General features: G+C 70.2%; 9 protein-coding genes. 5 read left to right on the forward strand and 4 right to left on the reverse strand.

Annotated elements, in window-relative coordinates:
* Positions 1–55: 55 nt before the first annotated feature.
* The 5 genes from DEH69_RS14700 to DEH69_RS14720 all read left to right on the forward strand — a co-directional run bounded on the left by DEH69_RS14700 (position 56) and on the right by DEH69_RS14720 (position 10,696).
* Positions 56–6,607, forward strand: coding sequence for a type I polyketide synthase (locus tag DEH69_RS14700; RefSeq protein ID WP_220131264.1), 6,552 nt, complete (start codon positions 56–58; stop codon positions 6,605–6,607).
* Between the two features lie 153 nt (positions 6,608–6,760).
* Positions 6,761–7,996 carry a class I SAM-dependent methyltransferase gene (locus DEH69_RS14705; RefSeq protein WP_113687417.1) on the forward strand — a complete coding sequence of 412 codons (1,236 nt, stop codon included), beginning with the start codon at positions 6,761–6,763 and terminating at the stop codon, positions 7,994–7,996.
* A 21-nt stretch (positions 7,997–8,017) separates the two neighbouring features.
* Positions 8,018–9,139: a DegT/DnrJ/EryC1/StrS aminotransferase family protein gene (locus tag DEH69_RS14710; RefSeq protein WP_113687418.1), complete on the forward strand. Its 1,122-nt coding sequence runs from the start codon at positions 8,018–8,020 to the stop codon at positions 9,137–9,139.
* A gap of 19 nt (positions 9,140–9,158) precedes the next feature.
* Positions 9,159–9,755 (forward strand): dTDP-4-dehydrorhamnose 3,5-epimerase family protein, encoded by a 597-nt coding sequence (locus DEH69_RS14715; RefSeq protein ID WP_113687419.1) that lies wholly within the window; start codon positions 9,159–9,161, stop codon positions 9,753–9,755.
* Positions 9,752–10,696 (forward strand): NAD(P)-dependent oxidoreductase, encoded by a 945-nt coding sequence (locus tag DEH69_RS14720; RefSeq protein WP_258534674.1) that lies wholly within the window; start codon positions 9,752–9,754, stop codon positions 10,694–10,696. The genes DEH69_RS14715 and DEH69_RS14720 overlap by 4 nt, the downstream gene beginning before the upstream one ends.
* A gap of 197 nt (positions 10,697–10,893) precedes the next feature.
* Here the strand turns inward: DEH69_RS14720 and DEH69_RS14725 are convergent, their stop codons facing one another.
* From DEH69_RS14725 to DEH69_RS31530, 4 genes are read right to left on the reverse strand one after another with little or no spacing between them, the layout of a single operon-like run.
* On the reverse strand, positions 10,894–11,694 hold the full coding sequence (locus tag DEH69_RS14725) for a transposase (RefSeq protein ID WP_147255585.1): 801 nt from the start codon (positions 11,692–11,694) through the stop codon (positions 10,894–10,896).
* A 22-nt stretch (positions 11,695–11,716) separates the two neighbouring features.
* Positions 11,717–12,724 (reverse strand): DDE-type integrase/transposase/recombinase, encoded by a 1,008-nt coding sequence (locus DEH69_RS14730; RefSeq protein WP_113687423.1) that lies wholly within the window; start codon positions 12,722–12,724, stop codon positions 11,717–11,719.
* 17 nt (positions 12,725–12,741) lie between these two features.
* Positions 12,742–13,125 (reverse strand): transposase, encoded by a 384-nt coding sequence (locus DEH69_RS14735; RefSeq protein ID WP_113687424.1) that lies wholly within the window; start codon positions 13,123–13,125, stop codon positions 12,742–12,744.
* 55 nt (positions 13,126–13,180) lie between these two features.
* Positions 13,181–13,561, reverse strand: coding sequence for a hypothetical protein (locus tag DEH69_RS31530; RefSeq protein WP_181727436.1), 381 nt, complete (start codon positions 13,559–13,561; stop codon positions 13,181–13,183).
* Positions 13,562–13,713: the final 152 nt, after the last annotated feature.

Here is a 13,713-nt window from a genome sequence, read left to right on the forward strand (position 1 = left end):
CGACGCCGCCTACTGGGTCCGCCACGTCCGCCAGGCCGTCCGCTTCCACGACGCCGTGGAGCAGCTACGCGCCGATGGCGTCGGCACGTTTCTTGAGATCGGTCCCGACGGCGTCCTGTCCGCCATGGCCGACGGCACACCCACCCTCCGCAAGGACCGCCCCGAGGCCGAAACCCTCCTCACCGCCCTCGGCCGCCTGCACTCCACCGGCCTGACGGTCGACTGGGCCCCCCTGTTCGACGGCACCGACGCCCGCCGCGTCGACCTGCCCACCTATGCCTTCCAACGCCAACGCTACTGGCCGACGTTCACACACGAGACCACAGGCAACCGCTACCGCGAACGCTGGCAGCCCCTCCCCGACCTCCCCCACGCGCGGCTCTCCGGCACCTGGCTCGTCTCGGCCCCCGACGGCCACCCCTGCCTGTCCGCACTCACCGACGGCGGCGCCGACATCCGCCGCATCGACGCCGCCTCCGGGCTCACCCCGGCCGACGGCGTCCTCGTCGCCGACCCCGACCCGGCCGCCGTTGTCGCGCTCCTCCAGGCCCTCGGCGACGCGGGCATCGAAGCCCCCCTGTGGTGCCTCACCCGGGGCGCCGTCACCACCGGCCACGACGACCCCGCCCTCGACCCGCGCCACGCCGCCGTCTGGGGCCTCGGCCGCGTCGCGGCCCTCGAACACCCCCAGCGCTGGGGCGGGTTGATCGACCTGCCCGCCACCCCCGACGACCGCGTCCTCGCCCGCCTGCTCGCCGTCCTCGCGGGCCGCGGCGAGGACCAGGTCGCCATCCGCTCCACCGGCACCCTGGCCCGGCGCCTCACCCGCGCCACCGCCACCGACCCTCGCGTCAACCCCGGCGTCAACCCCGACCCCGCCCTCGATGTCAACCCCGACGTCAACCAGGACACCGGCCCCTGGCGCCCCACCGGCACCGTGCTCATCACCGGCGGAGCCCTCGGCACCCTGGTCGGCGACTGGCTCATCGCCCAGGGCGCCGACCGCGTCGTCACCCTCGAAGACCCCGCCCCCGACCTCGCCGAACGCCTCATCACCCGGCTCGCCGCCGAGGGCACCCCCGTGCGCGCCGTCCTCCACACCGGCGGCCTCTACGACCCCGTGCCCCTCGCCGCGCTCACCCCGCAGCGCCTCGCCGAGGTCATGGCCGCCAAGGCCGCCCCCGCCGCCCACCTCGACAGGCTGCTCGGCGACACCCTCGACGCCTTCGTGGTGTTCTCCTCCATCGCCGCCACCTGGGGCACTCCCGACCTCGGCGCCTACGCCGCCGCCAACGCCGCCGCCGAGGCCGTTGTCCACTCCCGCCGCGCCCGCGGACTGCCCGCCACCGCCGTCGCGTTCGCGCCCTGGCACACCGACGACAGCCCTCTGGACACCGACCGGCTGCGCGACCAGGGCATCCACCCCCTCACCCCCGACCTCGCCCTCGCCGAACTCGGCCACGCCGTGGGCCGCGACAACGCCGCCACCACGATCGCCGACGTCAACTGGGCACGTTTCGCACCCCTGTTCACCGCCATGCGGACCAGCCCCCTGCTCGCCGACCTGCCCGACGCCGCCGACGCGCTCGCCGCCCCACCGCGCCAGGACAACGGCGCCGCCGCCCTCGCCGAACGCTTCAACGGGCTCGACCCGCGGGAGATCCGCGCCGCCCTGGTCGACATCGTCCGCGCCGAAGCCGCCGCCGTCCTCGGCCACGCCGACACCGACGCCGTCGAACCAGGCCGCGCCTTCCGCGACCTGGGCTTCGACTCCCTCACCGCCGTCGAGCTCCGCAACCGCCTCACCGCCACCACCGGCGTGACCCTGCCCGCCACCCTCGTCTTCGACTACCCCTCGGCCCTCGCCCTCGCCGACCACCTGCACGACCTCGTCGCACGCCCCACCCACACCGACACCCCCGCCACCACCCCCCGCGCCCGCGACGACGATCCCATCGTCATCGTCGGCATGGGCTGCCGCTACCCCGGCGGCGTCCGCACCCCCGAAGACCTCTGGGACCTCGTCGCCGAAGGCCGCGACGGCGTCACCGGCTTCCCCGCCGACCGCGGCTGGGACCTCGAAGCCCTCTACGACACCGACCCCGAACGCACCGGCACCAGCTACACCTCACAGGGCGGATTCCTGCACGACGCCTCGCAGTTCGACGCCGGATTCTTCGGCATCTCCCCCCGCGAGGCCCTCGCCATGGACCCCCAGCAGCGCCTCCTCCTCGAAACCTCCTGGGAAGCCGTCGAACGCGCGGGCATCGACCCCACCACCCTCCGCGGCACCGGCACCGGCGTCTTCGCGGGCGTCACCTACCAGGACTACGGCGCCCTCCTCGCCGCCGCCACCAACAGCTCCGACTTCGAGGGCTACGTCTCCACCGGCAACTCACCCAGCGTCCTCTCCGGCCGCATCTCCTACACCCTCGGCCTCGAAGGCCCCGCCGTCACCGTCGACACCGCCTGCTCCTCCTCCCTGGTCACCCTCCACCTCGCCGTCCAGGCCCTCCGCAACGGCGATTGCTCCCTCGCCCTCGCCGGTGGTGTCACCGTCCTGTCAACCCCTGTCGGCTTCGTCGAGTTCTCCCGCCAGCGCGCCCTGTCACCCGACGGCCGCTGCAAGTCGTTCTCCGCCGACGCCGACGGCGCCGGATGGGGCGAAGGCGCAGGCATGCTCCTGCTCGAACGCCTCTCCGACGCCCGCCGCAATGGCCACCGGATCCTCGCCGTCGTCCGCGGCACCGCCGTCAACCAGGACGGCGCGTCCAACGGCCTCACCGCCCCCAACGGCCCATCCCAGCAGCGTGTCATCCGCGCCGCCCTCGCCGACGCGGGCCTCACCCCCGCCGACATCGACGCCGTCGAGGCCCACGGCACCGGCACCACCCTCGGCGACCCCATCGAGGCCCAAGCCATCATCGCCACCTACGGCCAGGACCGCGACCCCGAACACCCCGTGTGGCTGGGCTCGTTGAAGTCCAACATCGCCCACACCCAGGCCGCGGCCGGCGTCGGCGGCGTCATCAAGACCGTCATGGCTCTACGCCACGCCACCCTCCCCAAGACCCTCCACCTCGACGAGCCGTCACCCCACGTCGACTGGTCCGCCGGCGCCGTCGCCCTCCTCACCGAGGCCCGCCCCTGGACCTCCGACGGCCCCCGCCGCGCAGGCGTCTCCTCGTTCGGCATGAGCGGCACCAACGCCCACGCCATCATCGAACAAGCCCCCGACGACACCCAGCACACCACCCCCACCCCCATCCCCACCCCCACCCCACGCCACCCCCTGCCCTGGGTCCTCTCCGGCAAGACCCCCGAAGCCCTGCGCTCCCAGGCCGCCACACTCGAGGCCCACCTCGCCCTGACCACCACCCCCACCCACGACATCGCCCTCTCCCTCGCCACCACCCGCACCCACCACGAACACCGCGCCGCCATCGTCGCCACCGACCGCGACGCCTTCGCCGCCGGGCTCCGCCGCGTCACGCGCGGCGACGCCCCCATCGAAGGCCAGCCCGTCGCAGGCGGGACCGCCTTCCTCTTCACCGGACAGGGCAGCCAACGCCTCGGCATGGGCCGCGAGTTGTATGAAACCTTCCCCGCCTACGCCGAGGCGTTCGACACCGTCTGCGCCCGCTTCGGCGGCACCGTCCGCGACGTCGTCTTCGGCGACGACGCCTCCCTCCTCAACCGCACCGAATACGCCCAACCCGCCCTGTTCGCCGTCGAAGTCGCCCTCTACCGGCTCGTCGAATCGTTCGGCATCCGCCCCGACCACCTCGCGGGCCACTCCATCGGCGAGATCGCCGCCGCCCACGTCGCCGACATCCTCACCCTCGAAGACGCCTGCACCCTCATCGCCGCCCGCGGCCGCCTCATGGGCGCCCTCCCGGAAGGCGGCGCCATGGCCGCCGTCCAGGCCGCCGAATCCGAAGTGCGGCCCCTCCTCACCGACCACGTCGACCTGGCCGCGATCAACGGCCCCGACTCCGTCGTCCTCTCCGGCGACGAACACGCCGTCCTCACCCTCGCCCAGCGCTGGAAGCACAAGCGGCTCACCGTCAGCCACGCCTTCCACTCCCACCTCATGGACCCCATGCTGGAAGAGTTCCGCGCCATCGCCACCACCCTCACCCACCACCGCCCCCGCATCCCTATCGCGGGCCTCCCCGACACCATCGACGGCACCTACTGGGTCACCCACGTCCGCGACACCGTCCGCTTCCACGACGCCGCCGAACAACTCCGCGCCGAAGCCGTCACCACGTTCCTCGAGATCGGCCCCGACGCCGTCCTCTCCGCCCTCGTCGACGGCATCCCCACCCTCCGCAACAACCGCCCCGAACCCGAAAGCCTCATCACCGCCCTCGCCACCCTCCACACCCGCGGCATCTCACCCCACTGGCCCACCCTCTTCGACGGCACCGGCGCCACCACAGCCGACCTTCCCACCTACGCCTTCCAACGCGCCCGCTACTGGCCCGACCTCACCCCCGCCACCCAAACCCCCACCACCTCCACCGACAACGCCCCCGACGACACCTTCTGGAACGCCGTCGAGAACCACGACACCACCACCCTCGCCACCACCCTCGCCCTCCCCGAAGACCACCTCCACGCCGTCATCCCAGCCCTCGCCCAATGGCACCGCGGCCGCCAACGCGACACCGCCCTCGACTCCTGGCGCTACCGCACCCACTGGACCCCCGCCCCCGAACCCCCCACCCCCACCCTCACCGGCGCCTGGCTCCTCGTCCACCGCGGCGACCACCCCTGGGTCGACGCCGCCGAAACCCTCCTCACCCGCCACGGCGCCACCGTCACCCGCCTCCGCACCACCCCGACCAGCGACCGCGACACCCTCGCCACCCGCCTCAAAGGCACCACCCACCGCGGCATCCTCTCCCTCCTCGCCCTCGACGACACCCACGACAGCGACCCCGGCCTCGCCACCGCCGTCCTCGCCCAAGCCCTCGGCGACGCCGCCATCGACGCCCCCCTCTGGCTCCTTACCACCGGCGCCGTCTCCATCGGCCCCACCGACCCCCTCACCACCCCCGCCCAAGCCACCGTCTGGGGCCTCGGCCGCGTCATCGGACTCGAACACGCCAACCGCTGGGGAGGGCTGATCGACCTCCCCGCCACCCCCGACGAACGCACCACCCAACGCCTCGCCGGAGCCCTCACCGGCACCGAAGACCAGCTCGCCATCCGCGCCGGCGGCCTCTTCACCCGCCGCCTCACCCGCGCCCCCCTCACCGGCCCCACCACCCCGTTCACCCCCCGCGGCACCACCCTCGTCACCGGCGGCACCGGCGCCCTCGGCACCCACGTCGCCCGCTGGCTCGCCCGCACCGGAGCCCCCCGCCTCATCCTCACCAGCAGGCGGGGCCCCGACGCCCCCGGCGCCCGCCAACTCACCGAAGAACTCACCGCACTCGGCACCCACGTCACCATCGCCGCCTGCGACACCGCCGACCGCGACGCCCTCGCCACCCTCCTCGACGACCTCGACACCGCGGGCACCCCCATCACCGCCGTCATCCACACCGCCGGCATCCCCCAGGTCACCGCCCTCACCCACACCCACCCCACCGAATACACGGCCACCCTCGCCGCCAAGGCCCAAGGCGCCCACCACCTTCACGAACTCACCCGCGACCGCGACCTCGACGCGTTCGTCCTCTTCTCCTCCATCGCCGCCACCTGGGGCAGCGGCAACCAGGCCGCCTACGCCGCCGCCAACACCTACCTCGACGCCCTCGCCGAACACCGCAGGTCAATCGGCCTCCCCGCCACCTCCATCGCCTGGGGCGCCTGGGCCGGAGGCGGCATGTCCACCGGCGAAGGCGCCGAAGAACACCTCGCCAAACGCGGCGTCCGCACCATGGACCCCGACCTCGCCGTCACCGCACTCCACCGCGCCATCGAACACCGCGACACCTGCGTCACCGTCTCCGACATGGACTGGACCCTCTTCGTCCCCGGCTTCACCCTCGCCCGCCCACGCCCCCTCCTCGACGGCCTCCCCGAAGTCCGCGCCCTCCTCCAGACCGAACCCGAACCCACCACCGACGCCACCGCCCTCACCCACGAACTCGCCCGCCTGACCGAAACCGACCAGGAACGCCACCTCACCGACCTCGTCCGCACCCAGGCGGCCGCCGCCCTCGGCCTCCCCGACGCCACCGCCGTCGACCCCGACCGAGCCTTCCGCGACATGGGCTTCGACTCCCTCACCGCCGTCGAACTCCGCAACCGCCTCACCAAGGAAACGGGCCTCCCCCTCCCCGCCACCATCGTCTTCGACCAACCCACCCCCCTCACCCTCGCCCGCCACCTCCGCACCGAACTCGCCCCCGAAGCAAGCGGATCCGTCCTCGACGACCTCGACCGCCTCGACGCGGCCCTCACCACCCTCGACCCCGACAACCTCACCCGCACCAAGATCACCGCCCGCCTCACCGCCCTCACCGCCAAGTGGAACAACACCACCGACGCCTACACCCCCACCACCGACCTCGACTCCGCCTCCGACGAGGAGATCTTCGCCTTCATCCACGACGCCCTCGGCCAAGCCCCCGGCGACCTCGACAGCTGACGCCCCCACCCGGCCGGATAGGGGCCCCCACCGGCCGGATAGGGGTGCTCCCCACACCCACCGATCCACAACACTGCTGGCGGGAAGTGATCCGCCCACCCCCGCACCACGCGTCCGGAGGCCGCGGAATCACGCATGCCGGTTGGAGAACACATGACGACCATCACCGCCTGCCGCGCCTGCGGCAACAGCACCCTCCTCCCCATCGTCGACCTGGGGAACATGGCTCTGACCAGCATCTTCCCGCGCAGCCGCGACGAAGCCGTCCCCACCGGCCCCCTCGACCTCGTCCGCTGCTCACCCGAAGGATGCGGCCTCGTCCAACTCCGCCACACCGCCGACCTCACCCTCATCCACGGCGACCGCTACGAATACCGCTCCGGCATCCGCCCCTACATGGTCAACCACCTGCGGAACAAGGTCGAAGCCGCGACCGCCGTGGTCGACCTCCAACCCACCGACCTCGTCCTGGACATCGGCAGCAACGACTCCACACTCCTCCAGGCATATCCCGAAAACGGCCCCACACTGGTCGGCGTCGACCCCACAGGCGAGAAACTCCGCGAGTTCTACCCCCCGCACATCGAACTCATCCCGGACTTCTTCACCCGCGAGACATTCCAGGAACACTACGGCGACCGCAAGGCAAAGATCGTCACCTCGATCGCGATGTTCTACAACCTTCCTGACCCGGTCGGATTCATGCGCGACGTCCACGCGATCCTGGCCGACGACGGCATATGGATGATCGAAGTCAGCAACCTCACCTCGATGCTCGACGCCACCGCCTACGACGTCATGTGCCACGAACACCTCGAGCTCTACGCCCTCAAACAGATCGAGTGGATGGCCGAACGCGTCGGACTCACCGTCATCCGCGCCGAGATCACCGAGGTCTACAACGGCAGCCTGTGCGTCATCCTCGCCAAGACGCCCACCCGCTACCGCGTCGACGAAGCCGCCCTCGCCCGCCTCCGCCGCGAAGAAGCCGACCGTGGCCTCGACACCATGACCCCCTTCGACGCCTTCGCCACCCGCGTCCGCGACCACCGCGACCAGCTCCGCGACTTCCTGGAAACCTCCCGCAGAGCGGGCAAGACGACCCTCGGCTACGGCGCCTCCATCAAAGGCAATGTAATCCTCCAGTACTGCGGTCTCACCGAAGAAGACCTGCCCTGCATCGGCGAGGTCAGCCCAGAAAAAGCCGGAAGCTTCTCACCCGGCAGCGGAATCCCCGTTGTCACCGAAGAAGAAGCCAAAGCCCTGAACCCCGACCAGCTGCTGGTACTTCCGTGGATCTACCGCGCCGGATTCCTCGAACGCGAAACGGAATTCATGGCCCGCGGCGGAAAGATGGTGTTCCCGCTGCCCACCCTGGACATCGTCTGACATCCACACGAGGAGAAGAACGTGACCACCCGCGTCTGGGACTATCTCAAGGAATACGACAGCGAACGCGAGGACATCCTCGACGCCGTCACCACCGTCTTCGAATCCGGCCAGCTGGTCCTCGGCCAAAGCGTCACCGGCTTCGAGAACGAGTTCGCGGCCTACCACGGAGTGCCGCACTGCACCGGCGTCGATAACGGCACCAACGCGATCAAGCTCGCCCTCGAAGCCCTCGGAGTCGGCCCTGGCGACGAGGTGATCACCGTCTCCAACACCGCCGCGCCCACCGTCGTGGCCATCGCGGGCGCGGGCGCGACCCCGGTATTCGTCGACGTCCGCGAGGACGACTTCCTCATGGACACCGACCAGGTCGAGGCCGCGATCACCCCGCGCACCAAGGCACTTCTGCCGGTCCATCTCTACGGCCAGTGCGTGGACATGGCCCCCCTCGAGCAGCTGGCCGAGCGCCACGGCCTGAAGATCCTCGAAGACTGCGCCCAGTCCCACGGCGCCCGCCACCACGGCCGGATCGCAGGAACGATGGGCGACGCGGCCGCATTCTCCTTCTACCCGACCAAGGTGCTCGGCGCCTACGGCGACGGCGGCGCCGTCATCACCTCATCGGACGAGGCCCACCAAGCCATGCGCCAGCTCCGCTACTACGGCATGGACAAGGTCTACTACGTCGTCCGCTCCCCCGGCCACAACTCCCGACTCGATGAGGTACAGGCCGAGATCCTGCGCCGAAAGCTGACCCGCCTGGACACCTACATCGAAGGACGTCAGGCCGTCGCGCGCCGCTACGAGGAACAGCTCGGCGATGTGACGGGCGAGGGCGGCCTGCTGCTCCCCTCGGTCAACGAGGGCAACACGCACTCCTACTACGTCTATGTGGTGCGGCATCCACGACGTGACGAGATCATCGATGCATTGAAGCGGTTCGACATCGCGCTGAACATCAGTTACCCATGGCCGGTCCACACGATGAGCGGATTCGCGCACCTCGGATATCGGCAGGGCTCACTGCCCGTGACGGAGCGCCTGGCCAAAGAGATCTTCTCCCTGCCCATGTACCCGTCGCTACCGCCGGACACACAGGAGAAAGTGGTCAGCGCCCTACGCGACGTACTGGCCGGATTCTGAGAGGCGGAAGCGAACGGTCATGGATGTCGAAAAGCTCGGAATAGAAGGCGCGTTCACCTTCACGCCACCGGTGTACAAGGACCACCGGGGCCTGTTCACCACCCCGTTCGAAGGAGCGGAATTCGAAGGCGCGTTGAGCAGACCTCTGTTCACCGTCGGCCAGATCAGCCACAACGTGTCCGCGGCCGGAGTCCTGCGAGGCATCCACTACACCGCGACGCCGCCAGGCAAGGCGAAGTACGTGTACTGCCCCCACGGCCGGGTGCGGGATTTCCTGGTCGATCTACGGCTGGGCTCCCCGACATTCGGACGCTGGGTGGAGAACGACCTGAGCGGAGAAAACGCCCGCGCGGTCTACATCCCCGTCGGCGTCGGTCACGCCTTCCTGGCCCGCGAGGACGACTCGGTGATCGTCTATGTGATGCCGGGCCACTACGTCCCCGCGAACGAGCTGTCCGTCTCCCCGATCGACCCCGCGATCGGTCTGCCGGTACAGGACGCGGACGCCGACCTCCTGTCCGAACGCGACACGGCGGCACCATCTTTGGCAGAGGCCTCCGAGCGGGGCCTGCTCGCCGGCTACCGGCTGTGCCGCGACGCGGAGGCCGCCCTGTGAACCGCCCGTTGGTCGTGTTGCTCGGTGCATCCGGATTCGTCGGCTCCGCGGTCCTGGAGGAGCTGGCCCGCCACCCCTTCCGAGTTCGTGCGGTCTCGCGCGGCAAGGCGGCGGCCCCGCCGGGCGCGGTGGCCGAGGTCGAGGTCCACAGCGCGGATCTGACCGCGCCGGGGGCCATGGCCGAAGCCGTGGCGGACGCCGACGTGGTGATCCACTCGGTGGCCTACATCGCCGGTTCGTCGTCATGGCGGATCGAGGACGGGGACTCCGGCGCGGAACGCGTCAACGTCGGCCTCGTGCGAGACCTGGTGGCCGCCCTGCGAGACCGCCCCGCCACCAAGCTGGTCTTCGTCGGGGCCTGTTCACAGGTGGGTCCGACATCGAACCCGGTCCTGGACGGGAGCGAGCCCGACGAGCCGGTGGGGGAGTACGACCGGCAGAAGCTGACCGCTGAACGGGTGGTGCTGGAAGCTTCAGCGGCCGGGTTGATCCGTGGTACGTCGGTGCGCCTGCCGACGGTGTTCGGCCCGGGAGCGCGGGACAAGGGAGTGGTGTCGCTCATGGCGAGGCGCGCGCTGTCAGGCAAGCCGATCACGATGTGGCATGACGGCTCGGTACGGCGAGATCTGCTTCATGTCCGCGACGCCGCTCGGGCGATCGTCGCCGCTGTGGGGTGCGCGGGGTGTATGGGGCGATACTGGGTGGTGGGCACGGGAGTCGGTTCGCCCTTGGGCGATGTGTTCCGCTCGGTGGCTTCCCTGGTCGGGGTGCGTCTGGGCGTTGCGCCGGTTCCGGTGGTGTCGGTGGAGCCCCCGGAGTATGCGGAGGTATCGGATTTCCGCGACGTGGTGGTCGACGCGTCGGCCTTCCGCGGAAAAACGGGATGGCGCCCGGAGGTGCCTTTGGAACGCGGCCTGGAGGAGGTGGTGGCTGCCTTGTGACAGGTTCCTCGTCGAGGGCGGTGGGGGTGGGATGGCACCCGCGGATCGGGCGCTGGTGTTGTCTCAGGGACCCGTGCGTCTGTCCGACTTCCACCGTTTCGGGTGCGGAATGAAGTTCTTGTCCTGTGTCAGATCCACGAGGATCACTGAGCGACTCTGTCGGGGATCTTGAGGTTCCGAGGTCATTTGCCTTGGCGTCACCACAGGGGTTGGGGCAGGCTGTGGGCGTCGAGATACTGCTGGAAGGCCGTGGGCGGTCGGGCGCGGTAGGCGGAGTCGTGGGGGTCTCGTTCGCTGAGGCGTTCGATGTTGACGGCGATTGCCGTCAGGATGTGCTGAACATGCGTCTTGGCGATGCCGTGGTAGCGGCAGCGGCGCGTCCGGTGTCCGTTGACGAACTCGTTCATCGTGCCCTCGACGCCGGAGCGGGAGGCGTAGAGCCGCTTCCACTCGGCGTCCTGCTGGTCGGCGCGGTTGCGGGTCTGGGGTTCGTGCGGGTGGCGTGGGAGGAAGTTCACCGTGCGGGCCGAGCGGCCTCGGGTGCACGAGGACCGGTCCGGGCAGGGATCGCATTGGCGTGCGTTGAAGCGGGCGACGAGATACGGGGCCATCGCGGGCGCTTCGAGCCAGTTCCCGGTGACCTCGCCGTTTGGGCAGGTGACGGTGCGGTTGTCGAAGTCGATGGTGAAGTACTCGCGGGCGTAGCCGGTTTGCTCCTTGCGCTGCCAGGGTCCGCTGGCCTTGAGCGGGCCGACGAGAGTCACGTGGTGGTCGCGGGCAGCGGCATGGTGTAGGACGGCGGAGGTGTAGCCGCCGTCCACCAGGTGCTCGGTGGGCAGCAGGTGGCGCTGCTTGAGCCGGGTGTGGATGCCGGGCAGTGCTCGGCTGTCACCGCTGGAGACCGTGGTGGCCATGTCTGTGATCACGTTCGCTCCGCCCTCGTCGCAGGTCTCGGTGACATGGGTGGGGTAGCCGGTCCAGCGGGCGGAAGATTTCAAGTCCAGTGAGACGGTCGTGACGTTATGAGGTTTGTGGTGTGGGTTTCCTGCGCTTGGCCGGGTCGTTGATCCATGCCTGCTGGGGTATCCGGGGTGGTCGGGGGCGGCGGCTGAAGCGTTCGGGGTGGCGGGCGTATGCCTCGGCGAGGGTGACGGCGCGCTGGTCGCGGACTTCCTCGGCGGTGCCGAAGTGCACGCTGGCAGGCGTGTGCCAGCCGATGCCCGAGTGGCGGTGCTCGTGGTTGTAGTACGCGATGAACGCGTCGAGCCACTTGTGGGTGTGGGCCAGCGAGTCGAATCGTTCGGGGTAGTCGGACATGTACTTCGTGGTTTTGAAGTGGGCCTCGCTGTAGGGGTTGTCGTTGGAGGTCTTCGGCCGTGAGTGCGACCGGGTGATGCCGAGGTCGATCAGCAGTTGGGAGACCTTCTTCGAGGTCATCGAGGTGCCGCGGTCGGCGTGCACGGTCTCGGGCACGATGCCGTTGCGGTTGATGGTCTCGCGGATCAACTCCTCGGCCCGCAGCGCTGATTCGGCCCGCTCGACGGTGTGGCCGACGATGTAGCGGCTGAGGATGTCGATGATGACGTAGGCGTGATACCAGACGCCCTTGACCGGTCCGGCCGCTTTGGTGATGTCCCAGGTGAACACCTGCGAGGGCGCGGTGGCGACCAGCTCGGGAACCGTCTTCGCCGGGTGGGTGGCCTGGCGACGGCGTTCGCCGGACTGCCCCTTGGCGCGCAGGATCCGGTACATCGTGGAGACGGAGCAGTGGTAGGGCCCGGCATCCAGCTCGCGGGCCCAGATCTGCGCGGGCGGCAGCTCGGCGTACTCGCCCGAGTTCATCAGCTCTAGGACCGCCGCCCGCTCCTCGGGTGTGAGAGTCGAGGGCTGGACCTGCGGTTTTCTGGGTTGTCGCTCGGGTCGGGGCCGCAGCTGGCGGTAGTGGGTGGCCCGGGAGCGGCCGGTCAGCCAGCAGGCCGCGGTGACACCGAGTTCGCCCTCGATGCCGGTGAAAGCGTCTTCGGCCACCGGGTCGGCGGCAGCGTTCAGTCCGCGCCCTCGGAGATCATCTCCAAGAGCGCGGAAGCTTTTCCCATGACCTCCAACGCGGCCTTGTTCCGGGCCAGTTCCTTCTCCAGACGCTCCGCCCGGCGGCGTAGCTTCTCGTTCTCCGCCTCGGCAGCCGGCTTCTTCGGCCTCGCCGGGCTGGTGTGCTGGTCGACCAGCTTCTCCAACGCCCCGGCATCCCGTGCGGCCCGCCATTCCTTGACGTGCGAGTGGTACAGCCGCTCGCGGCGCAGGAGTGCGCCTTTCTCGTTCTTGGGCGCGGCGTCGTACTCGGCCACGATCCGCAGCTTGTACTCGGGACTGAAGGTGCGGCGCTTCGGCCGGGCAGCCGGATCGGTCCCGGCGGGGGCGGTACTGGTCATGAGGGGTGGTTCTCCTGTCGTGCCCTCTCAGGCTAACCCGACGAAGCGGGATGTCTCACCCAAAGCTGACAGAGAGGGGGGTGTTCCCGCGCAGCGCGAAGCGCGCCTGCAGGTCGTAGGGCGAGCGGATCTGTTTCCCCACCGGTGGCATGCCGTCCTTCTCGCGGCGCGGCCGCAGTCGGTCGCGGGTGTCGACGAGGAACTGCTGCGCCATGATCCGGCGCAGTGCCTCCAGCCGTGGCCCCGGCGAGAAGCCGGGCTGCCGCTGGTGGGCCCGCGTGAGCAGGTCCCGGGCGTCCACGCCGGCCTGCGTGAGACGGGTGACCGGATGGCTGGGCTGACTGCACAGGCGCACCGGCCGCCCGTAGCGCTCACCCCACTCGGCTGTGACCAGGTCGTCGAGGAGTTCGGGGGTGGTGTGGGCGACTTCCTCCAAAGCGGCACGAACCGCCTCCGAAACCAGCTCCAGACGGGTCAGATCGCGTGCGGCGGCGAGGATTGTCGGCGACGTGTGAATCGTGACCCACTTCCGGCGGGTGAAAGGTGACCCCGCTGCGTTAGTTGATGTTGGTCATTCCCCGGTGTTGG

It is taken from the genome of Streptomyces sp. PT12, assembly GCF_003311645.1.
GTDB lineage: Bacteria > Actinomycetota > Actinomycetes > Streptomycetales > Streptomycetaceae > Streptomyces.

Bases quoted from the DNA above. Each gene is read 5' to 3' on its own strand.
- DEH69_RS14705 (WP_113687417.1), top strand. From the start codon at position 6,761: ATGACGACCATCACCGCCTGCCGCGCCTGCGGCAACAGCACCCTCCTC.
- DEH69_RS14715 (WP_113687419.1), top strand. From the start codon at position 9,159: ATGGATGTCGAAAAGCTCGGAATAGAAGGCGCGTTCACCTTCACGCCA.
- DEH69_RS14735 (WP_113687424.1), bottom strand. From the start codon at position 13,125: ATGACCAGTACCGCCCCCGCCGGGACCGATCCGGCTGCCCGGCCGAAG.